General features: G+C 73.1%; 14 protein-coding genes. 10 read left to right on the top strand and 4 right to left on the bottom strand.

Translation table 11 applies throughout. The features are described 5' to 3' along the window. Positions 1–164 precede the first annotated feature (164 nt). The 4 genes from glgB to FRADC12_RS07990 form a co-directional block, all read right to left on the bottom strand. Positions 165–2,444, bottom strand: coding sequence for a 1,4-alpha-glucan branching protein GlgB (gene glgB, locus FRADC12_RS08005; protein ID WP_045876181.1), 2,280 nt, complete (start codon positions 2,442–2,444; stop codon positions 165–167). Between the two features lie 94 nt (positions 2,445–2,538). Then, entirely contained in the window at positions 2,539–3,933 is a 1,395-nt protein-coding gene (locus FRADC12_RS08000) for a maltokinase N-terminal cap-like domain-containing protein (protein WP_045876180.1), read from the bottom strand. Positions 3,934–4,417: 484 nt separating this feature from the next. After that, the gene (gene treS, locus FRADC12_RS07995) at positions 4,418–6,109 is read right to left on the bottom strand and encodes a maltose alpha-D-glucosyltransferase (protein ID WP_198152822.1); all 1,692 of its coding nucleotides are present in this window, start codon (positions 6,107–6,109) and stop codon (positions 4,418–4,420) included. A gap of 59 nt (positions 6,110–6,168) precedes the next feature. Then, a complete protein-coding gene (locus FRADC12_RS07990) occupies positions 6,169–8,154 on the bottom strand; it encodes an alpha-1,4-glucan--maltose-1-phosphate maltosyltransferase (RefSeq protein WP_045876178.1) in 1,986 nt (661 codons plus the stop codon). A gap of 822 nt (positions 8,155–8,976) precedes the next feature. Here FRADC12_RS07990 and FRADC12_RS07985 point away from each other — a divergent pair. The 10 genes from FRADC12_RS07985 (at position 8,977) to FRADC12_RS07940 (ending at position 25,483) form a co-directional block, all read left to right on the top strand. Continuing rightward, entirely contained in the window at positions 8,977–9,552 is a 576-nt protein-coding gene (locus FRADC12_RS07985) for a TerD family protein (protein ID WP_045876177.1), read from the top strand. Between the two features lie 530 nt (positions 9,553–10,082). Continuing rightward, positions 10,083–11,204 carry a DUF475 domain-containing protein gene (locus tag FRADC12_RS07980; RefSeq protein WP_045879241.1) on the top strand — a complete coding sequence of 374 codons (1,122 nt, stop codon included), beginning with the start codon at positions 10,083–10,085 and terminating at the stop codon, positions 11,202–11,204. 360 nt (positions 11,205–11,564) lie between these two features. Continuing rightward, positions 11,565–12,239, top strand: coding sequence for a TerD family protein (locus tag FRADC12_RS07975; RefSeq protein WP_045876176.1), 675 nt, complete (start codon positions 11,565–11,567; stop codon positions 12,237–12,239). Beyond that, entirely contained in the window at positions 12,236–13,300 is a 1,065-nt protein-coding gene (locus tag FRADC12_RS07970; protein WP_045876175.1) for a hypothetical protein, read from the top strand. The genes FRADC12_RS07975 and FRADC12_RS07970 overlap by 4 nt, the downstream gene beginning before the upstream one ends. A gap of 256 nt (positions 13,301–13,556) precedes the next feature. Further along, the gene (locus FRADC12_RS07965; RefSeq protein ID WP_232303672.1) at positions 13,557–15,392 is read left to right on the top strand and encodes an Hsp70 family protein; all 1,836 of its coding nucleotides are present in this window, start codon (positions 13,557–13,559) and stop codon (positions 15,390–15,392) included. A 494-nt stretch (positions 15,393–15,886) separates the two neighbouring features. Then, a complete protein-coding gene (locus FRADC12_RS07960; RefSeq protein WP_045876174.1) occupies positions 15,887–20,257 on the top strand; it encodes a zinc ribbon domain-containing protein in 4,371 nt (1,456 codons plus the stop codon). 528 nt (positions 20,258–20,785) lie between these two features. After that, entirely contained in the window at positions 20,786–21,979 is a 1,194-nt protein-coding gene (locus FRADC12_RS07955) for an HpcH/HpaI aldolase/citrate lyase family protein (RefSeq protein ID WP_045876173.1), read from the top strand. A 110-nt stretch (positions 21,980–22,089) separates the two neighbouring features. Further along, complete coding sequence (locus tag FRADC12_RS07950) at positions 22,090–23,418, top strand: phosphoribosyltransferase domain-containing protein (RefSeq protein ID WP_045879239.1); 1,329 nt, start codon at positions 22,090–22,092, stop codon at positions 23,416–23,418. Then, the gene (locus FRADC12_RS07945; protein WP_232303671.1) at positions 23,415–24,638 is read left to right on the top strand and encodes a cysteine protease StiP family protein; all 1,224 of its coding nucleotides are present in this window, start codon (positions 23,415–23,417) and stop codon (positions 24,636–24,638) included. Before FRADC12_RS07950 ends, FRADC12_RS07945 begins: the two co-directional genes overlap by 4 nt. Then, positions 24,635–25,483: a sucrose-6-phosphate hydrolase gene (locus tag FRADC12_RS07940; protein ID WP_052710754.1), complete on the top strand. Its 849-nt coding sequence runs from the start codon at positions 24,635–24,637 to the stop codon at positions 25,481–25,483. The genes FRADC12_RS07945 and FRADC12_RS07940 overlap by 4 nt, the downstream gene beginning before the upstream one ends. The last annotated feature ends 376 nt before the right edge of the window (positions 25,484–25,859 follow it).

Below are 25,859 nucleotides of genomic sequence, written 5' to 3'. Positions count from 1 at the left end.
AAGCGACCGGCCTGACTGGCCCGGCGGGCGGAGCGGAGCCCGTTCGCGGCGGAGGACGCGAGCCGGAGGTCCCGACCGGAGCGAAGCGAGGATCGGGGCCGCAGGCTCGCGCCCGGACGCCGCGAACAAATATCACAGCGCCCGGACGCCGCGAACAGAGAGACTCAGCCTTCGTAAGCGAACCAGAGGGTGGCGAGGGCGGGGATCGTCAGCGGGGCCGAGGCCGGCTGACCGTGGTGCGGCTCGGCGGTGGCCGTGACCCCGCCCAGGTTGCCCTGGCCGGCGCCGCCGTAGCTGCCCGCGTCGGTGTTGAGCACCTCGCGCCAGCGGCCGGGCCTGGGCAGGCCGAGCCGGTAGCCGTAGTGCGGGCTGCCGGAGAAGTTGGTGACGCAGGCGAGCATCGTCGTGCCCGCGCCGTCGGCGTGAGGCCCGCCGGGGTGCTCGCCGAAGCGCAGGAACGACAGGACGTTGTTCTCCGCGTCGTTCGCGTCGATCCAGCCGAAGCCGCCCGGTTCGTTGTCCCTGGCCCACAGCGCGGGCGTCGCCCGGTAGGCGCGGTTCAGATCGCCGACCAGGCTGAAGACGCCCCGGTGGCCCGGGTCGTCGAGATGGCCCCAGTCCAGCGTGGTCGACTCGTCCCACTCCCGGTCCTGGCCGAACTCACAGCCCATGAACAGCAGCTGCTTGCCCGGGTGGGCCCACATGTAGGCGTAGAGCGCGCGCAGGTTCGCCAGCTGCTGCCAGCGGTCGCCCGGCATCTTGCGCAGCAGCGAGCCCTTGCCGTGCACGACCTCGTCATGGCTGAACGGCAGCATGTAGTTCTCGGAGTAGGCGTAGACCATTGAGAACGTCACCTGGTGGTGGTGGTACATCCGGTAGATGGGCGCCTTGGTCATGTAGTCGAGCGTGTCGTGCATCCAGCCCATGTTCCATTTGAAGCCGAAGCCGAGCCCGCCGAGATGGGTCGGCCGGGTCACGCCCGGCCAGGCCGTCGACTCCTCGGCGATCATCATCGCGCCCGGCGCCTTGCGGTACACCGTCGCGTTGACCTCCTGCAGGAACGACACCGCGTCGAGGTTCTCCCGGCCGCCGTGGATGTTCGGAATCCATTCGCCGGGCTTGCGGGAGTAGTCCAGGTAGAGCATCGAGGCGACCGCGTCGACCCGCAGGCCGTCGATGTGGAACTCCTCGAACCAGTACAGGGCGTTCGCGACCAGGAAGTTGCGCACCTCGACCCGGCCGAAGTCGAAGACGAACGTGCCCCAGTCCGGGTGCTCGCCACGGCGCGGGTCGGCGTGCTCGTAGAGGGCGGTGCCGTCGAACCGGCCCAGCGCCCAGTTGTCCCGCGGGAAGTGCGCGGGCACCCAGTCGGCCAGCACGCCGATGCCGGCCTGGTGCAGCGCGTCGACCAGGTAGCGGAAGTCGTCCGGGCTGCCGAACCGGGACGTCGGCGCGTAGTAGGCCGACACCTGGTAGCCCCACGAGCCGCCGAACGGGTGCTCGGCGACCGGCAGGAGCTCGACGTGGGTGAACCCGGCCTCGCTCACGTAGTCGACCAGCTCGGTCGCCAGCTGCCGGTAGGACAGGCCGCGCCGCCAGGAGCCCAGGTGCACCTCGTAGACCGAGACCGGCGCGGCGTGCCATGAGGTGCCGGCCCGCTCGGCCATCCACGCCTCGTCCGACCACTCGTAGTCCGACTCGAAGACGACGCTGGCCGTCGCGGGCGGGGTCTCGGTGTGTGCCGCCATCGGGTCGGCCTTCTGGCGCCACACGCCGTCGAAGCCGAGGATCTCGAACTTGTACCGGGTGCCCGCCTCGACGCCGGGTACGAAGAGCTCCCAGATGCCGGTGTGGCCCAGCGAGCGCAGCGGGTACGCGCGGCCGTCCCAGAAGTCGAAGTCGCCGACGACGCGCACGCCGCGGGCGTTCGGCGCCCAGACGGCGAAGCTCACCCCGCGCACGACGCCGCCACCGGCCGTCGGGTAGTGGCGCACGTGCGCGCCGAGCACCGTCCACAGCCGCTCGTGGCGCCCCTCGGCTATCAGGTGCAGGTCGACCTCGCCGACCGTCGGCAGGTACCGGTAGGGGTCGTCGACCAGGAAGCTGGAGTCGGGGTAGGTGACCTCCAGCCGGTAGTCGGGCACCTTGCCGATGGGCACCGCGACACCGAAGACACCGCTGGAGTGCAGCCTGGTCGTCGGGTAGCGCTCCTCGCCGACGAGGACGGTGACGCTGACCGCGTCCGGGCGCAGCGCGCGCACGATCGTCCAGTCGCCGGCCGGGTGGGCGCCCAGGATGCCGTGGGGCTGGTGGTGGCGGCCGCTGACCAGCTGGTCGAGCTCGCCGCGGGGCAGGTCGATGCTGGGCGGGGCGAGGACCGGCGGCTGCGCGAGCGCCGGGCCGTCCGCCGCTGGCCTGGGGCGACCGTCGTCAATGTCGATCACTTCAGCTCCCACGCGTCTCTTCCGGTCTTCCGGCTGGTGTCACGATGTTCCTCTCTTGCGTGCCCCTATTAGCCGCCCGGTCAACCTCGGCGCCTTATGCGGCGGCGGATCCGGTGGGCAGCGGGGGCTGGAGCGCGGTGAGCCGGCGGACCGCGCCGAGCGGGATCTCGACCCAGGACGGCCGGTGGCGGGCCTCGTAAAGCACCTCGTAGACGGCCTTGTCCAGCTCGTACGCGCGTAGCTCGACCGCGTGCGCGGACAGGTCGAGGCCGCTGGCGGCCTGGTAGCCGTCCAGGAAGGCGACCCGGTTGCGCTCGGCCCACTCGCTGGCCCGGTAGGCGAGGCCCGGCTCGTCGGCGCGCTCCAGCAGCATCGACTGAGCGGCGTAGTCGAACGAGCGCAGCATGCCGGCGATGTCGCGCAGGGGCGAGTCCAGCCGGCGGCGCTCGGGCACCGGCCGGGCCGGCTCGCCCTCGAAGTCGAACAGCACCCAGCCGTTCTCCGTGCGCAGCACCTGGCCGAGGTGCAGGTCGCCGTGGATCCGCTGGTAGGGCGCCGCCGCGGCCACCGCGGCCAGAGCGTCGTAGGCGGCCCGGGCGCCCCCCTCGTGCGGGGTGAGCTCCGGGACGGCGGTCAGGGCCGCGTCGAGCCGGCCATGTAGCCCCAGCGCGGTGGTGCGAAGCGCGTCCGGGTCGACCTTGGCCGTCGGGAAACAGCCCGCCAGCAGGGTGTGCACCTCGGCGGTGGCGGCACCCAGCCGCTCGGACTCGCCGGCGAAGTCGCCGCCGACCTCGTCCGGGGGCAGGTCGCCCTCGGCGTACAGGTCGCGGACGCTGGTGATCGCGAGCTTCCAGCCCTCGGTGCCGCTGCGCAGGTACTCCTGCATGAAGGCGAAGGTGGTCTCGGCGCCCTGGCCGGTCTCGCCGCCGGGCAGCTCGCCGTCCAGCCAGGCCAGCGGGGTCGCGACGTGGCGGGTGCCGGCGGCGGCCAGCGCCCTGGTGACCTCGAGGTCGGGGTTCACCCCTGGCCAGAGGCGGCGGAAGACCTTGAGGATGTACTCCTCGCCGTACACGATCGAGGTGTTCGACTGCTCGGCGCCGACCGAGTGCGCCGGCAGCTGGCTCAGCGGCGCGACGGCGTGGGCCGCCAGGGTGCCATGGCGGCGGCCGGCGGAGAGGAAGTCGAGCAGCGCCGCGCTGCCGTCCGCGTCGTGCAGCCCGTCGTAGACCAGCCCGGCGGAGATCTCCCCGAGCAGGAAGCCCGAGTGGCCGTGCGGCGCGTCCGGCCGGATCATCAGCGGGACCTGGTAGAGGTCGCGGGGGCCGCCGTCGGAGTAGACGACCTCGACCACGAGGTGACGCAGGCGTTCGGAGACGGGGACGTCCCCGACGATGCCCACCCGCGCGTCGGCGCGGCCCTTGCCGGCGAACCAGCGCTGCCTGGGCAGCCAGTCCGTCAACAGGGACGTGAGCTCGGAATGGTCTCGCACGGTCGACCTCCCTCTGGCCGGCGGCTGTGCGATCGTGATCTCCTCGCACGGCCGGAGCCTGTAGTTGACGCAGGGCCAAGGACCGCGCTTCGAGAGGTGCCGGCGGCTTGGGCACGCGCATCTCGATCACGCAGCCGGAGGGCCGTTGTCCCCGGATCCGGAGGCGTTATCCCCTCGCGGGCCGTCGGATGTGGCGGTGTTCAGTTGAGTAGTTCCCCTGGGACGCGAGCTGAGACGAGCGACCGGAGCCCACATGCCACGGCCCGCCAAAATAGGGCCCTGCGGCCTGACCCCGATGGGCCGGGCCGGCGTACCGACACGCCTTTGCGGCTGCCGTCAACCTAACGGACCTGTCATCCGGTAGATAGCACTTGTCCAACCGATTTGCCAGAGATGGCAAGCGCCCACCCGCCCTTGGGCGGGCGCTCCCATACGAACACGCGGCGGCCCGGCCGGGCGTGCCGGGCGGGCTCCCGGCGTCGGTTCAGCCCTGGAATTCACCCGCGGCGGACAGGGCGAACCAGTAGTGGCCGTGGCCGGGCAGGGTGAGCAGGTAGGGCAGCTCACCGATCGGCGGGAAATGCACCCGACCGAGCAGCTCGACCGGGACCATTCCCTCGAAGCGCCGCAGGTCCAGCTCGACCGGCTGGGCGAACCGGGAGAGGTTCGCGACGCACAGCACCCGGTCGTCCCCGAACGTCCGTACGTACGCGAACACCGACGGGTTCGACGCGGCGAGCTCCTCGAAGTCCCCGAGGCCGAAGACGGAGTGGCGTTTGCGCACCTCGATCATGCGCTTCGTCCAGGACAGGAACGACGTCGACAGCCGCTGGCCCGCCTCGACGTTCAGGCCCTGGTACCCGTAGACCGGGTCCATGATCGGCGGCAGGTAGAGCCGGGCCGGGTCGGCGTTGGAGAAGCCGCCGTTGCGGTCCGGCGACCACTGCATCGGAGTGCGCACACCGTCCCGGTCGCCCAGGTAGATGTTGTCGCCCATGCCGATCTCGTCGCCGTAGTACAGCACCGGCGAGCCCGGCAGCGACAGCAGCAGCGAGGTGAACAGCTCCATCTGGTCGCGGCTGTTGTCCAGCAGCGGGGCCAGCCGGCGGCGGATGCCGATGTTCGCCTTCATACGTGGGTCCTGCGCGTACTCGGAGTACATGTAGTCGCGTTCCTCGTCGGTCACCATCTCGAGCGTGAGCTCGTCGTGGTTCCGCAGGAAGATGCCCCACTGGCAGTTCGGCGGGATCGCCGGCGTCTGGGCGAGGATCTCCGAGATCGGGTAGCGCGACTCGCGGCGCACCGCCATGAAGATGCGCGGCATCAGCGGGAAGTGGAACGCCATGTGGCACTCGTCGTCGTTGCCGAAGTACTGGACGACGTCCGACGGCCACTGGTTCGCCTCGGCGAGCATGACGCGGTCGGCGTACTTGGCGTCGATCTCCTTGCGGACCCGGCGCAGGTACTCGTGCGTCTCCGGCAGGTTCTCGCCGTTGGTGCCGTCCCGGACGTAGAGGTAGGGCACGGCGTCGAGGCGGAACCCGTCGATGCCCAGGTCCAGCCAGAACCGCAGGACCTCCAGCATCGCGTCCTGGACGTCCGGGTTGTCGAAGTTCAGGTCGGGCTGGTGCGAGAAGAAACGGTGCCAGTAGTACTGGCCGCGCACCGGGTCCCACGTCCAGTTCGACTTCTCCGTGTCGACGAAGATGATCCGGGCGTCCGGGTAGCGGTCATCGGTGTCCGACCAGACATAGAAGTCGCCGTACGGCCCGTCCGGCTCGGAGCGCGACGCCTGGAACCAGGGGTGCTGGTCCGAGGTGTGGTTCATCACCAGGTCGGCGATGATCCGGATGCCGCGCTTATGTGCCTCCTCGACCAGCGAGACGAAGTCGCCGAGATCCCCGAACTCCGGCAGCACCTGGAAGTAGTCGGAGATGTCGTAGCCGCCGTCCTTGAGCGGCGACTCGTAGATCGGCAGCAGCCAGAGGCAGTCGACGCCGAGCCAGTGCAGGTAGTCCAGCTTGCCAATCAGCCCGCGGATGTCCCCGGTGCCGTCGCCGTTGGAGTCGGCGAAGCCACGGATGAGAACCTCGTAGAAGACCGCCCGCTTGTACCAGAGCGGGTCCTTGGTGAGCCGGTCACCGAGCAGCGGCTCGGCGCCGGTCTCCGTGCCCATCGGTAGGTCCTTCCCGGCCCCCGTGCTCTCGTCGACGTTCGTTGCCCCCCCGTCGTCCGTCATGACCGCCGTGCCAGCGTGAACACATGGGCGGGCTCGACGAACGGGTCGAGGCGGACGTAGTTCTCCCGGCCCCAGGTGTAGGTGGCCCCGGTGATCTCGTCCCGGACGTCGAAGGTCTCCCACCACTCGAGGCCGAGGGCAGGCATGTCAAGTCGCACGGTGGTCTCCCGAGCTGCATGCGGATCTAGGTTGACGACGACGATGACGACGTCGGCGTCCGGTCCGGTTCCGGACCGCTTGGAAAAGGCGATGATCTCATCGCCGTCCGAGTGATGGATGTGCAGGTTGCGCAGCCAGTGCAGCGCCGGGTGGGCACGGCGGATGGCGTTGAGCCTGCTCAGGTAGGGCGCCAGCGACGCGCCGTTGCGCTCGGCGGCGGCCCAGTCGCGCGGCCGGTACTGGTACTTCTCCGAGTCGAGGTACTCTTCGCTGCCCGGCCGGACCGGGACGCGCTCGTACAGCTCGTACCCCGCGTAGACGCCCCAGGCCGGCGACATCGTCGCCGCCAGCGCCGCCCGGATCCGGAAGGCCGCCGGGCCGCCGTGCTGGAGGTACTCCGAGAGGATGTCCGGGGTGTTCACGAAGAAGTTCGGCCGCATGTAGTAGGCCGCCTCGACCAGCTCGCGGGCATACTCCTCCAGCTCCCACTTCACGTTGCGCCAGGTGAAGTAGGTATACGACTGGGTGAAGCCGACCTTCGCCAGCGTGTGCATCATCGCGGGCCGGGTGAACGCCTCCGCGAGGAACAGCACGTCCGGCTCCGTCGCCTTCACCTCCCGGATGAGCCACTCCCAGAACTCGACCGGCTTGGTGTGCGGGTTGTCCACCCGGAAAATGCGTACACCGTGCGAGGTCCAGTGCCGAACGACGCGGAGGATCTCCTGGTAGATACCGTCCGGGTCCGAGTCGAAGTTCAGTGGATAGATATCCTGGTACTTTTTCGGTGGGTTCTCCGCGTACGCGATCGAGCCGTCGGAACGAACCGTGAACCATTCCGGATGGCGTTTCGCCCACGGGTGGTCGGGGGCACACTGCAGAGCGAGGTCGAGCGCGACCTCCATACCGAGCGAGCGGGCCCGCGCGACGAACAGGTCGAAATCCTCGAGGGTGCCGAGGCCCGGGTGCACCGCGTCGTGGCCGCCGTGCTCGCTGCCGATCGCCCACGGCGAGCCCGGGTCGTCCGGCCCGGGGGTCAGGGTGTTGTTCGGGCCCTTGCGGTTGACCTCGCCGATCGGGTGGATCGGCGGCAGGTACACCACGTCGAAACCCATCTCGGCGACGGCGGGCAGCCGGTCCGCGGCCGTGAGGAACGTCCCCGAACGCGGCGGGTCCAGCGAGGCGCCCTCCGACCGCGGGAAGAACTCGTACCAGCTGCCGTAGAGGGCTCGTTCGCGGTCGACCCACACCCGGTGCAGCGGGGAGCGGGTCACCAGCTCACGCAGCGGGTACCTGGCCAGCAGGTCGGTCAGCTCCGGGGCACAGGCCGGGGCGATCCGCTGGTGCGGGTCATGGAGGTGGTCGTCGCGCAGCGCCGCCGCCGCGCGGGCGACCGCCGCCCGCTCACGCTCGGGCACGCCGGGCAGCGCGCGCAGCAGCAGGCGGGCGCCGTCCTCGAAGTCGACGGCGAGCTCGTCCGAGCTCTGCCCGGCGCCGACCTTCAGCTCGATGCCGTGCACCCACGTCGCGACGGGGTCCGCCCAGGCCTCGATCCGGAAGCCCCAGAGCCCCTCGGCCGTGACCGTGAGGTCGGTTTCATAACGGTCAGTTCCGGCGCCCACGGGCCGCATCCGGGTGAACGGCGCCCCGAGCCCGTCAGGGCCGGACAGCGTCGCGTTCACCCCGATGAGGTCGTGACCTTCCCGAAACACAGTTGCGCCCACGGTGATGGTTTCCCCGATCACCGCGCGCGACGGCCAGCGGCCACACGAGACGGCCGGGGTGACGTCAGAGATGACGACCCGGCCTACTGAACGTCCGATCATCGCTGCGACCTTATCCAGACGAACCACGGGCTCAATGATCCGCCTCCGAGATGGCAAATGGCGATACCCCAACGTGAACTGCGTGAGACCACCGGACACCCCCAGGTGGTGATGTGGTGGGGGTGACTCTGGGCGTGGGACGAGCGCCCGGCCGGTTGGCCCGTGGTCGATGTTCCCAGGTTGGGTCTGGGAAACCACGTGGGCCGCAGTCCGTCGTCGACCACGTCGATCGTGGCGGGGCGGCGCGACGGCTGACACCCGCCTCAGCGGGCCGCCGCGCCGTCGCTCTCAGCAGGCCGTTCACCTGGAATTGCCATGACGCCCCCACCTTCGTGCGATCTGCCCGGAGTCTGGCCGGTCGCCGAGCGGCCGGGCCGCGGACTCGGCCGCCACGCGGTGTCGGACGAGCCCGCGTGGACGGTGCGGCGACGGTCGACGCGGTGGAGCGTCGGGGCATCGCCGCCGCCCGCTGTCGTCGGCCGCGCGACGGGGCCGCGCGCGGCGCGTTCCGGGTGCCGCGAGGCGCGCCGACGGCCGCCCTCGCGCCGGAAAGCAGTCCTTATGAGGACGTTCCCTGGACTGGCGCGTCCCCGCGGCGGGCCATGTTTCGCATTCGGCGCTGGGCGCGCCGCCCGCGTTGGGAACTCTGGGCACAGCATCATTCGTATGGCTCTTCAGAAGCCCCGGTGGATGTCGCCCGGACGGGCGAGCGCCCGGTCCGGCCCGGTATGGGCAGTAGGCTGCCGCTCGTACCGGCAGAGCCAGGGTGTGGGTGCTCGGGGCGCCGAAGCCCCGTCCGCACGGACAGCGGGAGGAAAAACAGTGGGAGTCAGCCTCAGCAAGGGCGGCAACGTCTCGTTGTCGAAGGAGGCACCTGGCCTCACGAGCATCATGGTCGGTCTCGGCTGGGACGCTCGGACGACGACCGGATCGGACTTCGACCTCGACGCGAGCGCGATCGCGTGCCGCGCTGACGGTCGGGTGCTCTCCGACCAGTACTTCGTCTTCTTCAACAACCTGAAAAGCCCGGACGGCGCTATCGAGCACCAGGGTGACAACCTCACCGGCGCCGGCGAGGGCGACGACGAGCAGGTGAAGGTGAACCTCGCCAGCCTGCCGCCGGAGATCGACAAGATCGTGTTCCCGGTCTCGATCTACGACGCCGAGTCGCGGCAGCAGAGCTTCGGCCAGGTGCGCAACGCCTTCATCCGGATCGCGAACGAGGTCGGCGGCGCTGAGATCGCCCGGTACGACCTGTCCGAGGACGCCTCGACCGAGACCGCTATGATCTTCGGCGAGGTCTACCGGCACGGCGCCGACTGGAAGTTCCGGGCGGTCGGCCAGGGCTACGCCACCGGCCTGCGCGGCATCGCCCAGGACTACGGCGTCAACGTCTGAGGTGAGCGCACGGAACGGGCGCGGAGGGCGCCGAGGCCGGAACGGGCGCGGAGCGCCCGCCGGCCGCGGCGCCGTCTCGGGCGCTGGGCGCCCTCGCCAATGTGATTCTCCTGTGGTGCAGAAGGCCTGAGGCAGGCGCGGATCCAGGGTCCGGACGTCGGCTGGGTTTGGGTCGGTTGGCGGTCGCTCTTGGGTACCTGCCAGGTCGAATGGGTGGCCTGGCAGGTCGGACCGGTGATTGTTCACATCTTGTCGGCCGCTTGTCAGCTTTGTCCCAGGTGGGGCTGGCTACGATGCGAGGGTCGCGCACCCTCTACGAGCGTGTCGTTGGCCGGCTGTCTGGTGCGGCCTCGGTCCGCCGGAGCTCCCGCGGGGCGGGGAGCGGGTGGCCGGCCGGCACGCGTTGTTGAGCGCGGCTGACGGCGGCGCCGATCACGGCGGTGCGGTGGACTCCGGCGGACCGGAGCCGCAGCGCCAAGGGCGCCGGCTGACCATCATCCCTAGACCGGTCCGCGGAGGTGCAGGTACTGGTGCACATCTTGCGGATCTTCGGCTGGTCATTCGCCGTGACCGCCGTGGTCATCGCTGGCGCCGGAGTGCTCGGCGGCGGCCAGGCCGCGGCGCTCGTGGCGATCCTGGCCGTCCTCGAGATCAGTCTGTCGTTCGACAACGCGGTGATCAACGCGACGGTCCTGGGTCGGATGAGCCCCGCCTGGCAGCGGGTGTTCCTGACGCTCGGTGTGCTGATCGCCGTCTTCGGCATGCGGCTGATCTTCCCGATCGTGGTCGTCGCGCTCACGGCTCATCTGAACCCGTATGACGTCTTCGACCTCGCGGTGAACCATTCCGATCAGTACGCGGCGAAGCTCCATGCCGCACACCCGGCGATCGCCGCGTTCGGCGGGATCTTCCTCTTCATGATCTTCCTGGACTTCATGTTCGACAACGAGCGTGACGTCCAGTGGCTGCGCTGGCTGGAAGAGCCGCTGCGCAAGATCGGCGCGCTGGACGTCATCCCGATCGTGATCGCGCTGGTCGCGCTGCTCGTCGTCGGCGAGGCGTTCTCCGACGGCCACACCGAGCAGGTCTTCGTCGCCGGAGTGGCCGGTCTGGCGGTGTACCTGGCCGTCAGCGGCCTCGGCGAGTTCTTCGAGTCGCGCGGGATCGGCGCCGAGGACGACGACGACGGCGAGGGAAAGCCGGCCACCGCGGGCGGGGCGTCCACCGCGGCCCTCGCCACCGGCAAGGCCGCCTTCTTCCTGTTCCTCTACCTCGAGGTGCTGGACGCGAGCTTCTCGTTCGACGGCGTCGTCGGAGCGTTCGCGATCTCGCAGAACATCTTCGTCATCGCCGCCGGTCTCGGCATCGGGGCGATGTACATCCGGTCGCTGACCGTCTTCCTGGTCCGCCAGGGGACGTTGTCCGAGTACGTGTTCCTCGAGCACGGCGCGCACTACGCGATCGGCGCGCTGGCGGTGATCCTCGCCGTCTCGATCGAGAACGACGTGCCCGAGATCGTCACCGGGCTGATCGGTGTCGCCTTCATCGGACTGGCGCTGCTGACCTCGATCCGCCACCGCAGGCACAAGGCGGACGAGGGCGGTAGCTCAGACGAGAGCACCACCGCGGAACCGGTCGGCGCCAGCTCCTGACGGCGCCACCCGCCGCCGGCGGAGTGGACCGGCACACGCGAGTCCCGGGTCGGGGCCCGGCCGACGCCGTGTGGGCAGCCCGGATGTTGGCCGCACGGAGCCTCTTCGGGACCAGGCACGTTGTCTGGGTAGGGCGACCGAGCCGAACCGGCGGTCTGCGCCGAGCCGGCCGCTGTGCAGAATGGTCGACGGGATCGTCGGGGGGTGTTCGGTGGTCGATGCCGGGGAGGCTGACAGGCCCCAGGTCGACCAGTGCTCGGGAAGCCGCGCCACCCCTACCGGGGGCCGGGTTGATGGTCCGAGGAGGCTCTCCCGGACGCCCGGCGGGCGGCGGCGGACGACGACCGCGAAGGAGCGGACATGGCTTTCGACAACCCGAACCCAGGGGCGGCCAGCGGGCCGGGTGGCGCGACGCCCGGGGTGTCCCTGAGCAAGGTCACCCTCACGAAGTCCGCGCCGAGCGTGTCGCTGTCCAAACAGGGCGGCGGCGGGCGGCTGCACGTGAACCTGAACTGGCAGGCCGGTGCCCCCCAGAAGGGCGGCTTCCTCAAGCGGGTGCTCGGTGGCACCGGCGGGATCGACCTCGACCTCGCCGCTCTCTATGAGCTGAGCGACGGCCAGAAGGGGGTCATCCAGGCCCTCGGTGACACCTTCGGCGCCTTCGACGCCCCGCCGTTCGTCCTGCTCGACGCCGACGACCGGACGGGGTCCGCGGTCGGCGGCGAGAACCTCTACGTCAACCTGGCGCGGGCGGGGCAGATCCGCCGGCTGCTGATCTTCGCGTTCATCTACGAGGGGGTGGCCTCCTTCGACCAGGCCAACGCGGTCGCGACGCTGACCCCCGCACAGGGCGCCCCGATCGAGGTCCACCTGGACGAGCAGGCCGGCGGCTCCCGGATGTGCGCCATCGCGCTGCTGACGAACAACGGCGCCGGCGACTTCACCGTCAGCCGGGAGGTCAAGTACGTCGGCGGCCACCGTCAGCTCGACGCCCTTTACAACTGGGGCCTCAACTGGACGCCGGGCCGCAAGTGACCGAACCCCGCCGCCGGCGGGACCGGGCGGGCCGCTGGTTCCCCGGCGCCGACCCGCACGGTCCCGCCCAGGGCGATGGCCCGGACGCCGAGACCACCGGCCTGCCGGGCCTGTCCGGCGTGGGCGGCTCGCCGACGGCGCTGCCGACTGTGCCCGCCGCCGCGCTGCCGGGCAGCATCACCGCGCCGGACGGCGTGCGTGCGGCGCCCGGGCTGGCCGACGGCGCTCGAGGTTCCGCCCGGGGCGGGGAGCCCGACCCAGGCAGTCCGCCGCGCGGGACATCGGGGCTTCCCGGGGTCACGGGGCGGGGGTCGATCGACAGTCTTCCGCCGTTCGTCGAGGCGGGGCCGTACGACTACGACACCTACGTGGAGGCGGGAACCGGTCCGGACTGGACGACCTCCCGGGCCGCCGACCTCCCAGATCGGCTTCGCCAGTCCGGCCGGGACTCCGGCGCCGATCCGGTCGGTGCCCCGCCCGCGCCGACCCGCGGGCAGGTCCCGCCGCCCGGCGGCGACCGCGCCGGCGCCGACCGGCAGGGCGCCGAACGAGCCGGCGAGCGGACGATCCCTGGGGAGAACGGGACCGGGTCGCGCGCCGCCGGCGCCGGCGGCCTCGCCGAGGAGCTCGCCACGGTGGCCCGCCGGCTCGACGAGCTGGCCAGGCTGCGCCGGCACGACGTCGAGCTGGTCGACCGCCTGCACGAGGAGAACGGCAAGCTGCGCCAGGGCGAGCTGACCGAGGCGATGGGCCCGCTGCTGCGCGGCCTGATCCGGCTGCACGACCAGATGTCGAGCCTCGGCGCGGACGACCCGCAGAGCGTCGCCGGCATCCTGTGCAAGCAGCTGCTGCAGGTACTGGATATCTCCGCCGATGTTCGGCCCTACATCGCGGTGCCGGGCAGCCCTTTCGACCCGACCCGCCATCTCGCGCTGCGCGGGGTCGGCACTGACGACCCGGCTCGCGACCGCACGATCGCCCGCGGCGTGCGGCCCGGCTTCGTCCGCGGCTCCTCGACGGTGCTGCGCCCGGCCGAGGCCGAGGTGTACCGGCACCGTTGATGCCGCCGGCCGCCGCTGCGAGCCCGATCGGCCGCCGGGACGGCGACCGGTTCGTGATCGTCGTTGATGTGGTCCCACGCGACGATCCGGGTGAGGACGTACCGTGTCGCCCTGGTGGCCTCATGCGCCCGAAAAGGGGGCGGTGACGGCCGGCCGGGTAGCGCTAGGTACAAAACAGGTGGGCAAACAGTCAGACCAGCGTGTCGCCGGTTGGCCGTGACACAACCACGGCCGGCGTTCCGGGTGGGCGGCGGTGATGACAAACGCGGCGCCCAGGCGGCGCGTCGGAAGGGACGGTGGCGGCGTGGCAGACGGCCCGCACCTGGCCTCAGGCGGTTCAGGCCCGCACCTGGCCTCAGGCGGTTCAGGCCCGCACCTGGCCTCAGGCGACCTGGCCTCGGGCAGGTCAGGCGACGGCGGACGGGGCGCCAAGGTCTTCGGGATCGACCTCGGGACGACCTACTCGTGCATCGCGCGGCTGGACGAGTACGGCCGGCCGGACGTGATCCGCAACATCGAGTCGCAGCCGACCACCCCGAGCGTGGTGCTGTTCGACGAGGGCGCCGAGCGTCAGGTGTCGTTCGTCGTCGGCACGCAGGCCAAGCGCCAGCTGCGGATCCGGCCGGACGACGTGGCCAGCCTGGTCAAGCGGCACATGGGCACGTCGGACTGGAGGTTCGTCGCGCACGGTGTCGAGTACACCGCCGCCGCCGTCTCCAGCCTGGTTCTCAAGGCCCTGGCCGCCGACGCGGAGCGCGCCACCGGCGGCCCGGTGACCGACGTCGTCATCACGGTGCCCGCCTACTTCGGCGACGAGGAGCGCAAGGCGACCAAGCTCGCCGGCGAGCTCGCCGGGCTCACGGTCGTCGACATCATCAACGAGCCAACCGCCGCGGCGTTCGCCTACGGCTTCGCCCAGGACGGCGCGGCCGAGTCGACGGTCCTCGTCTACGACCTCGGTGGCGGAACCTTCGACACGACCGTGATCCGGCTGCGAGAGGGCGGCATCACCGTCGTCGCCACCGACGGCGACCACGAGCTCGGTGGCGCCGACTGGGACCTGGAGCTGGTCCGCCACCTGGCCCGCCGGTTCGTCGAGGCGCAGCCGGACGCCGGTGACCCGCTCGACGACGTCTACGACGAGCAGGAGCTGCTCACCTCGGCCGAGGACGCGAAGCTCGCCCTGTCCGGCCGGGAGAGCGTCGACGTGCTGGTCGTGCACGGTGGCCGGCGCACCAGCGTGACGGTGACCAGGTCCTCCTTCGAGGAGCTGACGAAGCCGCTGCTGGACCGCACGGTCGAGCTCACGGCGTCGGTCCTCGGGCGGGCGAAGGAGAAGGGCGTCGACCGGATCGACACCTGCCTGCTCGTCGGGGGCATGAGCAAGTCGCCCGCGGTAGCCCGCCGGCTCGCCGAGCAGTTCGGGCTCACCTGCAAGCTGATCGACCCGGACCTCGCGGTGGCCAAGGGCGCGGCCGTCTACGGCCAGAAGAAGGCGCTGGAGCGGGCCGTCCGCGACGACCTGGTGAAGGCTGGGCGGATCGGGGCCGACGACGACCTGACGGCGGCCTCCGACGCCGACGTCGCCGCGGCGGCGGCCGAACGGGCCGGCGAGGTCGGGCTGCCGGCCTCCGCCGTGGCGGACCTGGTACGCACCACCGTCACGAACGTCACGTCCCGGGGCTTCGGCATCTTCGCCGAGGACCGGGGCCGGCCGGTGGCCGCGTTCCTCGCCCAGCAGAACGACCCGCTGCCGATCTCGGTCGCCAGGACCTTCTACACCGTCACCGACGACCAGACCGAGGTCGACATCCGGGTCTTCGAACAGGGCACCGCGGTCGCGTCCCCGGTGATCGAGGACAACAAGGTCATCGTCGCCGGCGCGCTGCGCGGCATCCCGTCCGGCCACCAGCGCGGCACGCCTGTCGAGGTGACCTTCATCATGGGCCGCGACCAGACGATCGAGGTCCGCGCGACCCACCCGGGCACCGCCGACCCGCTCGTGCTGCGGGTCACCGCCGGCGTCGGCAGCGAGGCGCTGCGCACCGCCGAGGCCGAGAAGGTCAACAAGCTCGTCGAACGCCGCGATTAAGGCGAAGGCGGCCGGCGGGCGCGGAGCGCCCGTGGGCCGCCTTCGCCGGCTCGGGCGTTGAGCGCCCTCGCCAACGTTGGATCGAGGCGGGCCGAGATGTTCGGGGTTGGCCGCCGTCCAGGGTCCGGATCTTGGCTGAGTGCGCTCGGGTGGTCTGGTCGCCTCTCGCTGCTGCTGGGTCGTCCCCGTTCAGGGGTTCGCGGACGGTGCTGACGGGGCGACCCGTGCGACCCCGGACGGGGGTGGTCCGTAACCTGGTGATGGAACGGAAGAGCCCCTCAGAGCAGGCGATCGCGTGGTGGCGGCGGTTCGTCCCACCCGCTCTCCGGGGCCCGGACGTGGGTGGTTCGCGGCGGCTGGCGCCTGCTCGCTCGGCACGGCGTTACGTGAGACGAGGGTGACGTGAGCGCAGGCGCAAGCGAGCGGAGGTCTCGTCCGAGGTACGAGGACGAGGCCGCAGCGGGTGCGGCGCCGGAGCGAACTCGGGGTACTGCGTGAGCGCGGCTTTCGACGGCAGCGGTTATCGCCAGCGGGTGCTGGCGGTGCTGCGGGCGCGTTCCCCGCTGCGCATCGACGACCCGTTCCTCGTCGCCGACCTCGACCCCGAGGGCAGCCACTCCGACGCGGACGTGGCGGCCCGGCTCGCCCGCGTGCTCGGCTTCCTGCAGCGGGAGCGCGGTTCCGCGAAGTACGCCACGCTCGCCACCGAGCTGGTCCGCCGCCGCGCCGAGTGGGAGGCTCCGCTTCTCGACCCCGCGCAGCGCGAGCGGGTCCGGGCCCTTGTCGTCGAGGCCCGGCGGGACGGCGACACGGAGCGGCTCGCGAAGGTCGACGGGTACCTGGCCACGGTCCGGGAGAGGTTCGGCGGCATCCCGACCTCCCGGGTTGACGGGCTGCGCCGGCTGGCCGCGCAGGCCGGCGTGACCGGCGAGCGGTTCGACGTCCGGCTGGCCCGGGAACGGATCATCGAGGATGCCGCCGGCGCTCGGGTGGCCCCGTTGCCGCCTGACGCGCGAGGCCAGATCCGCGACCGGCTCGACGAGCTGAGGGCGCTGCGCCGCGGTGACCACGCGTCCACCGCCTCGCTCTGGGCCTTCCTCGGCGTCGCGCCGGAGTCGCCGCCGGCGCGGCTGGCCGCCGCCTACGAAGCGGTCGCCGCCGTGAACGCCCGCCGGCCGCACGACCGGGAGAAGACGGTAACGGCCGACCTGCTCGCGCTGGTCCGGGCCCGGCTGCTGGAGGCGGACCCGGCCGCCTACTCCGCCGGCCTGCTCGCGGACGCCGCCGAGGAGCTGCGCGGCGCCGTCGAGGAGCACGTCCTCCTCGACGGCGAGATCACCGCCGTCGCGTTCGAGGGCCTGATGCGCCGGGCGCTGGGCACCGGGCGCGGGCTGAGCGCGGCCCAGATCCGGACCGTCGTCCTCGGCCTCGCCCGCGACCTCGGCGTCCCGGTGAGCACGGGCGCGACCGTCGACTTCGTCGTCTGCCCCAGCTGCGCGCGCCCGGAGCCGGTCGGCGAGGTGCGGGTCTGCCGTTACTGCGACACGGACCTCTACGTCGTCTGCCCCAGCTGCGCGCGGCTCACCGAGGCCGCGGCCGTCGTCTGCCGGCACTGCGGGCAGAGCGTGCGGCAGTCCAGGGACGCCACCGAGGCCATCGGCGCGATCCGCCGCGCCCTCGACGAGGGACAGCCCGCCCAGGCCGTCGAGCTCGTCGGCCGGGCCAGGCCCCTGCTGGCCGCGCTCGGCGGCCCGGCCGGCGCCGTCGGTGAGGAACTGGCCGCGCGCGCCGCGGCGGCGCTGGCCGCGGCGGAGGCCGGCTGGCGGGCGCTGGCCGACGACCGCGCGGCGGGGCGGGCCCAGGCCGCGCTGGACCGGGCTCGCTGGCTGGTAGCACAGGCGGCCGACGTGCGCGGGCCGGACGGCCGGGACGCCGCCGAGGTGCTCGCGGAGCTGACCGTCGCGCAGGCGATGATCCGCCGCCGGGTCGACGCGGCGCTCGGGCTGCCGCCGGCCCAGCGCGAGGCGGCGCTGGTGGCGGTGCTCGCGAGCGCCTCCGACAGTCCCGAGGCGCTCGCGGCGCTGGCCGCCCTGCCGCTCGGGGCGCCCGCCGACCTCGTCGCGGTGCCGACCGTCGCCACCGGGCCGACCGGCGCGGTGCTGCTGCGCTGGCGGTCCGCCGACACCGCCGCCCCGGTCACCTTCTGGGTGGACCGGGTGGTCGCCGGCACTCTCGGCGTCCCGCCGACCCGGGCCGGCCTGGGCACGACCACCGTCGCCGAGCTGACCGACGCCGGCGCCCCTGCCTGGGCGCCGGTCTTCTACGAGGTGACGGCGTTTTCGGCCAACCGCCGTTCGGCTGTCGCGCGGACGGCGCCACTGGTGCTGACCCGCGAGGTCGAGCAGCTGCGCGCCGCGCAGACCGCGGATGGCGTCCGGCTGACCTGGCGGCTCGACGGCCCGGTCCAGGTGGTCACGGTCGAGCGCGCCGTCGACGCCGTCGACCCGAGCGTCGAGCTGGCGGCCGATGAGGACGCCGACCCGGCGACCGGCGGTGGTGCGGCACCCGGCGCGGCCCGCGTCGTCGACCGGTCCGTGCGGCACACCAGGGCCGGCGGGGGCACGCTGACCGACCCGGACGTCCAGGCCGGCGTCACCTACCGCTACCGGCTTTCCGTGGAGTACGTCGCCGCCGACGGCATGCCGGCCCGCACGGCCGGCGTCGAGATCTCGGTACCGGTGGTGGCGCGGCCACTGCCGGTGCTCGACCTCGCGGTCTCCTACTCCGCCGGTGGGACGATGCTGCGCTGGACCGCGCAGCCCGGCGGTGACGTGCGGGTCTACGCGGCGCCCGGCGTGCTGCCCGACGTGGGTGCGCCGCCTGGCGGCCGGTTCGGCGCACCGCCAGCCGCGCCGGTGGGCCCGTTCGGGCCGTTCGGGCCGGAGAACGTCGACCTGCCGCTGGAGGCGCTGACCGGCCCGGTCCGGCTCGTGGGCGCCAGCCGGCGCGGCCGGCTGCTGGACCCGGCCGCGGTCGGCCCGGTCGTCTACACGCCGGTCAGCGTGGTCGGCGGCCGGGGGGTCACCGGCCGCTCGGTGCAGCACATCGCGCCGGGCGGCGTCACCGAGCTGCGCGCCGAGGACCGCGGCGACGAGCTGGTGCTGTTCTTCCGGCTGGCGCCGGGCCTGACCGAGGCGCGGGTGCTGTGGCGACGGGACCGCACACCGACCGGTCCGGACGACCCGACCGCGTCCGCCGCGACCGTGACCGTCGCCGGAATGCAGCCGCGCGGTGGCGGCTGGCGGCTGTCCGCGCCGCGCGACGGCTGGCCCTATTACGTCGCCTGCTTCCCGGTGTTCCGCGTGGCCGGGCAGCCGAGGGCCGCGGCCGCCGGCGCGGAGGTCGTCGTGCGTGCTCCGGCCCGGCCGCGCGTCGACGCGGGTGCCGTGCCGCCCCTTGCCACGTCCGGAGCCGCTGCCCCCGCGGCCGGGCCGTTGGCCGCGCCCGGGCCGTCCTACCTCGCGTCGGTCCCGGCTGGCCCGGCGACCTCCGCGATCCCGGTCGCCGTGTCGACCGGCGCCCTGCCGATGCCCTCGCCAGGCCTGGCGCAGCCGCCGGTTCCCGCCGCGCCGCCGTCGGCCGGGCCGCCGATGACGGGACTGCCACCGCGGGTCGGCGTCCCGATGCCGGCCGCAGGTCCCATGGTGGTTGGGGGCCCGCCGGTGCCTGGAGGGCTGCTGCCGGCGGGCGCTGCGCAGCCTCAGGCGGTCACGGGACCGGTCCCGCAGTCGCCCGCCGGGTTCGCCACGAGTACTGGGCCGACACCGCTACCGATGGCCGCGGGCGCGCCGGAGCGGCAGCCAGGTAGGCCGTTGCCACCGATGGTCAATCCGCCCACCGGCGCGGGGCTGCCCATCGTCGGCCGGCTGGGTGCCCCGGCCGGTCCCGGCCCGGCTTCGTTCGACGCGCCGCTCCCGGACGCCGTGGGGCCGATGCCGGCCGGGCCGCTGCCTACCTCGCCGGGAGCCGACGAGGAGATCCCGAGTGGCCCCGGCTGGTTCCGTCCGGCGATGCCCGTCCCGGTGGTGGCCTTCCAGCCGTTCCCGGCTGAGGCCCCGCGCGCCCCGCTGGCCGAGGCCGGGGCGGAGCCGGCGTGGACCCCGGCCGTGCCGGGCAGTGCCGATCCGGGTGCCGCCAGCCCGGCGGGCCGTTTTCCGGCCCTGGGTGCCCCAGCCGCGGACTCACCCGCCGGCTGGACGCTGCCCGCGACCCACACCGACCTGTTCGCACCGGTCGGCCAGGGTGCCGCGGCCGGGTTCGGCGCGCCGACCTGGCCGCCCGGGCTGGCGACGGTCCCCGCCGCTGCCGGCGGGAGCCCGCCGGACGGCTACGGCGCCGGCCAGCCCGCCGCGGGTCCGGATGGCCGCTCGGACCAGGACGGCCGGTCGGACGCCGCGGACAGCCTGCTTGAGGACCTGGACGACGAGTCCGACGAGCACGCCGACGACGACCAGTTCGGTGACGACCTCGACGACGACCGGCTCGGTTCGGGCGAGCCCCGCGTATCCTACTTCGCGACCAGGGCGGGTTGGCGCAGGCGCGTCCTGCGGCTGCGGGTCCGCACCGACGGCGTGGTGCCCGAGCTGGTACTGGTCGCCCGGCCGGGGACGGTGCCGCCGGCCACGCTCGGCGACGGCCAGGCGCTCGCGCGGCTGGCGCCGAGTGCCGAGCGGGCGACCAGGACGATGGATGTCCGGCTTGAGGGCGCGCTGCTGCCCTGGGGCATCCGGTTGCTGCCAGCCGCCGCGGCCGCTGGCGACCTCACGGTCGACCACCCGCCGGACGAGGCGCTCGTGATCCGCTGAGCCAGCAGCCTGGGCGGCGAGCTGGGGGGCGAGCCGCGCGTCGGTGACCGGATGTTCGCCGGATGGATGGCGAGGTGTCATCCGTGCGAACCGGATCGGGAACCCGGGCGTATTCGGCCGGCCGGGTTCCAGCAATGTCCGCGATCCTGCCCGGACACCGGATGAACTGAAGGTGGCGGCTAAACAGGCCGGCGGCGGCGCAGCGGCGCCCGGCCGGGGCGCCTGGCGAGGCCCGAGCTAGTTGTAGCCCAGCGTGCGGGGCTTACTACTACACGTATGTAGCAGTCGGTGAGCAACCGCCTCTCCGTCGGATCCGTGTTCACACAGGCGTAGATCATGCGGAACGTGGACATTACAAGAAAATGTCGTGATGGCGTCAGTGGCCCGTTTCCCGGCGACCTTCGTCATTGTGGGGGGTACGTTCCCCGCGTCGGGCGTTGCCCCAGGTCCGGCGGCGATCGGGGGTGACGCCGGGCCGGCCCCGAGAGCGCACGCGTGAAGCCCGTCGAGCCTTGAAGGAGCCGCTCTGTGCGACACTTCGCCTTCCTCGACCCGGCGGCTCGTGACGCGTTGTTCCACTGCCCGCCGAAGGAGATCAGTCGCGAGGACGACCGCCGGCTGGTGGCCACCGCCCTCGGCGCGACCCTCTACGCCCCAGGCACCCGGCCGAAGCTGTCGGACGACGTGCGCCGCCAGTCGGCGGCCGGAGTCGCGTCCATGGTCCTCTGTCTGGAAGACGCGATCTCCGACGGCGAGGTGGCGGCGGCCGAGGCGAACGTGGTGCGCGCGCTCAACGAGCTGGGCGAGGACCCGCCGAGCGTCGGGGACAGCCCGGGGATGATCTTCGTCCGGGTCCGCTCCGCGGAGCAGATCCCGGCGCTGGTCGCGGGCCTCTCACCCGCCGCGGCCGACGTGCTCGCTGGCTTCGTGCTGCCGAAGTTCGTCGAGGACTCGGGCGAGATGTCCATGGCCGCGGTCCTGCGCGCCTGCGACGACCTGGGCCGGCAGCTCTGGGCGATGCCGGTGCTGGAGAGCCCCGAAGTGATCAACCGGGAGTCCAGGCTGGAGACGCTGCTCGGCGTGCGCCGGCTGGTCGACAAGCACGCCGACCACGTCCTCGCCGTCCGGCTGGGCGCGACCGACCTCTCCGGCCTCTACGGGCTGCGCCGCGACCGCGACCTGACCATCTACGACATCGCCGTGGTCCGCGACTGCATCGCCGACATCGTCAACGTCTGCGCGCGCGGCGGCGACCACGTCGTGACCGGCCCGGTGTGGGAGTACTTCGCCCAGCCGGAGCGGCTGTTCGTCAGCTCCCTGCGGGTCACCCCGTTCGCCACCGCCGACCTCGCCGACCCGGTCGTCCAGGGCCCGGCGATGCGCCGCGACCTGGTCTCGGCCGACCTGGACCGGCTGATCAAGGAGGTCGTGCTCGACAAGGCGAACGGCCTGATCGGCAAGACCGTCATCCACCCCAGCCACGTCGCCGCGGTGCACGCGCTCTACGTCGTGACCCATGAGGAGTACGAGGACGCGCTGACGGTCGCGGACGGCGCGACCGGGGGCGTCCGGCGCAGCAGCTACGCGAACAAGATGAACGAGCTGCGCCCGCACCGGCTGTGGGCCCAGGCCGTGCTGCGCCGCGCCGAGGCCTTCGGCGTCCTCAAGGCGGGCCACACCTTCGTCGACGTGCTCGCGGCCAGCCAGGCGGTGATGGCGTGAGCCCGCTCGCAGCGGGAGCCATGAGCGAGCCGGAGTCGGGTCTTCTGGTGTCCGAGAGGCCGGCGTCGGACCGGCCGGCGTCGCCGGGACCCGTGCCGGTGGGGAGTGGTGTGGACGAGGACGACTGGCTGTGGGACGCGCTGGGGCTCGCGGCCGAGGTCACCGAGGACGTCACCGGAGCCGGGCTGCGCGGCCTGGTCGGGCTCGCGCTGCGGCGCAACCCGCGCCGGGCCCACCTGCTGGTCAGCCGGGTGCTCGGCAAGCATCTGCCGGTCTGGCCCGCCGACGCGCTCGGGGCCGGGACGGCGCTCGCCGCCATGGCCCGGGCCAGATCGGCCGCCGTCCGGGCCTCGCTGGCCAGCGGCGGCCCCGTGTTCGTCCTCGGCTACTGCGAGACGGCGACCGCCCTCGGGCACGCCGTCGCCGACGGGCTGCCAGGCGCCGGCTACCTGCACACCACCCGTCGCGCCGTCGCCGGGATGCGCTCCGAGCTGGAGCTCGCCGAGGCGCACTCGCATGCCGTCCACCACTGGCTGCTGCCGGCCGACCGCCGGCTGCTGACCGACCCGCGCCCCCTGCTGCTCGTCGACGACGAGCTGTCCACCGGCAACACCGCGATCGGCACGATCCGGGCCCTGCACGCGCTCGCGCCGCGCCCCGCCTACACGGTCGCGGCGCTGCTGGACGCCCGGCCGGCGCGGGCGCGGGCCGAGTTCGACCGGCTGGCCGATGAGCTGGGCGTGCCAGTCGACGTCGTCTCGCTGGTCTCGGCGACCGTCCAGGTGCCACCGGACGTGGCCGAGCGGGCTCGCGCCCTCCGCGAGCGGTTCGCCGCTCCCGGCCCCGGAGCCGCCGACGCGGCCGGCAGACCGGTGAGCTGGATGCGTCCGCGGTGGCCGGCCGAGCTGCCCGACGGCGGCCGGCACGGCTGGACGCCCGCGCACGGCCGGCTGCTCGACGAGGTCGTCGACGCGGCGGGCGCCGCGATCGCCGCCCGGCTTGCCACACCCGCGGGACGGACCCTGGTGCTGGGCACCGAGGAGCTCATGTACACGCCGATGCGGCTCGCGGCGGCCCTCGCCGGGGCGACCGGCGGGGACGTGCGCTACCAGTCGACGACGCGCTCGCCCGTATACCCGCTGGACGTGCCCGGCTACGCGATCCGCAGCGCGCTGGAGTTCCCGGCACCCGACGCCCCGAGCCGGGTCAGCCAGGTCTACAACGTCGGCCTCACCCGCTCCGGCGGACCAACCACCGACGCCGGCCCGGCCGCCGGCCGTTACGACGACATCGTGCTCGTCGTCGACGACGGCGCCGACGCCGCCGCCCCCGGCCACCCCGACGGCCCGGCCCTGACCGGGCTGGTCGAGGCGCTGCGCCGCCAGGCGCAGGTCACCGTGGTCACCCTGCCGTCGTTCGTCCCGGAGGGCGCCCGATGACCGCGACAACCCAGACGAACGGCCTGCGGCCCGGCCCGGTCCCGGCCGGCGCGCCGGCGGGCGCCGGCCTGCCGGGCACGATCGGCTCCGGTTCCTACGACCCGGCCGACGTCACCTTCCTGCTCAAGGACCTCTCCGCCGCCGACCTGGAGCGGCCGACCGAGGACCGCGAGGAGGACATGCAGCGCGGGCGGCACTACTCGGAGGACCTGCCGGTCGAGTACCAGCCGGACGAGAGCTACCTGGCGCTCTACCACCAGGCGCTGGAGCGCTCGGCGACCCGGGTGGCGCTGGCGGTCGGCCTGGTCTGCGAGCTGGTCCGGGTGGCCAAGCCCGCGCCGGTGCTCGTCTCGATCGCTCGTGCCGGGACCCCGATCGGCATCCTGATGCGCCGCTGGTACGCCTTCAGCCTCGGGCTGGACGTGCCGCACTATGCCATCTCGGTGATCAAGGACCGGGGGGTCGACCTGAACGCCGTCCGGTACCTCACCGAGCGGCATGACCCGGCCGCCCTCCAGTTCGTCGACGGCTGGACGGGCAAGGGCGTGATGACCCGCGTACTGGCGGAGGCCGCCCCAGCGCTCGGCCTGGACGACACGATGGCGGTCCTCGCCGACCCGGCGCGCTGCGTCTCCCTTTACGGCACCCGCGATGACTTCCTGATCCCGAGCGCCTGCCTGAACTCCACGGTCTCCGGCCTGGTCAGCCGCACGGTGCTGAACGCCGAGCACGTCGGCCCGGCCGACTTCCACGGCGCCAAGTACTACCGCGACCTGGAGCCGCATGACCTGTCCCGCCACTTCGTCGAGACGGTCGTCGCCCGGTTCCCGGACGTCGCCGCCGAGGTGGCCGCGACCTGGCCCGAGCTGTGGTCGGCCGACCGGACCCCCACGTGGGCGGGGTGGGCCGCCGTCGAGCAGATCGCCGAGCGTTACGACATCCCCGACGTGGCCATGGTGAAGCCGGGGGTCGGCGAGGCCACCCGGGTGCTGCTGCGCCGGGTGCCGTGGCGGGTCCTGGTGGCCCCGGACCGGGTTGACGAGCTGGCGCACGTGCTGGTCCTGGCCGAGGCCCGCGGTGTCCCGGTCGAGGAGCTACCCGGCCTGCCGTTCTCCTGCGTCGGCCTGGTCCGCCCGGTCCGCGCCGACGGCGAGACACCCGAGTTCCACACCCCGCAGTCGCGCTGGCGCCCGTCCGAGGTCGCCGAGGGCGGCCGGTGACGCCGGTGCCGGCCGCGCGCTGGCTGGTGGCCTGTGACCTCGACCAGACGCTGATCTTCTCCCGCCGCTCGTTCCGGCTCCCGCCGGGCGCGGCCGAGCCGGAGCTGGTCCTGGTCGAGCGGCTGAACGGCGAGCCGGCCGCGTTCATGACCGCGGCGGCCTTCGCGCGCATCGCCGAGCTGGCCCGCCAGGCGGTCCTGGTGCCGGTGACGACCCGCACGCTGGGCCAGTACCGCCGGGTCGACCTGGGCGTGACGCCGCCGTTCGCGGTGGCTGCCAACGGCGGCCACGTGCTCGTCGACGGCGAGCCCGACCCGGGCTGGGCGGCGGCCGTCGCCACCCGGCTGCGCGACGCGGCGCCCCTGGCCGAGGTGCTCGGCCTCGCCGAGCGGCTCGCCACCGGCGGCTGGTGCCGGCTGACCCGCGTCGCCGACGACCTGTTCGTCTACCTGGTCGCCCACGAGCGTGACGGCATCCCCGACCTCACGGTGGTCACCGCCGAGCTCGCCGCCGCGGGCTGGACGGTCTCGGTCCAGGGCCGCAAGGTCTACTTCGTCCCCGCGACGCTCACCAAGCAGGCGGCCCTCGCCGAGGTGGCCCGCCGCGCCGGCACCGACCGGACCGTCGCCGCCGGGGACTCGCTTCTCGACGCCCCGATGCTCGCCGCCGCCGGCATCGCGTTGCGCCCGGCCCACGGCGAGCTGCACGACCGCGCCTGGGCCGCACCCAACCTGCGTGTGACCGCCGCCGGCATCCTGGGCGGCGAGGAGATCGTCGGCCAGCTCGCCACCATCGTCACCGGCACGATGTCCCAGCCCGCGGGCCACCCTGCTGGTCGGGGATAAGCGTCCCCGGGACGGTCTCCATGAAGCGGGTTCGGGTCTTTGTGGGGGAGCCGAGCCGGGAAGCCGGGCGCTAGCCGGCGGCGCCGGGCCGCTCGCGACGGTCTGGCGCCGCGTCACCGTACGCCCGCCGCGGCGCGGACCTCTGAGCCGCGGTCGTACAGGCGGGAGCCTCACCGGAGGCACGTCGCGCTCCAGCTTACGAAGACAGCAGACAGCTTCGTGAGCTACCGGCGGCGTGCCTCTCGTTCTGTGCCGGACGCGTGCCCGCCAGACCCAGTGCTCTGAGCACACAGGAGTCTGAGCACACAGGAGTCTGAGCACGCAGGAGTCTGAGCACACAGGAGTCTGAGCACACAGGAGGACGCCTTGCCCGGCG

The sequence above is a fragment of the Pseudofrankia sp. DC12 genome, from assembly GCF_000966285.1.
Classification (GTDB): Bacteria; Actinomycetota; Actinomycetes; order Frankiales; family Frankiaceae; genus Pseudofrankia.
The sequence above is the reverse complement of the archived record's forward strand: the minus strand, read 5'-3'. Positions and strand labels throughout refer to the sequence as shown.

Bases quoted from the DNA above. Each gene is read 5' to 3' on its own strand.
- treS (WP_198152822.1), bottom strand. From the start codon at position 6,109: ATGGGCACGGAGACCGGCGCCGAGCCGCTGCTCGGTGACCGGCTCACC.
- FRADC12_RS07990 (WP_045876178.1), bottom strand. From the start codon at position 8,154: ATGATCGGACGTTCAGTAGGCCGGGTCGTCATCTCTGACGTCACCCCG.
- FRADC12_RS07975 (WP_045876176.1), top strand. From the start codon at position 11,565: ATGGCTTTCGACAACCCGAACCCAGGGGCGGCCAGCGGGCCGGGTGGC.
- FRADC12_RS07965 (WP_232303672.1), top strand. From the start codon at position 13,557: ATGACAAACGCGGCGCCCAGGCGGCGCGTCGGAAGGGACGGTGGCGGC.
- FRADC12_RS07945 (WP_232303671.1), top strand. From the start codon at position 23,415: ATGACCGCGACAACCCAGACGAACGGCCTGCGGCCCGGCCCGGTCCCG.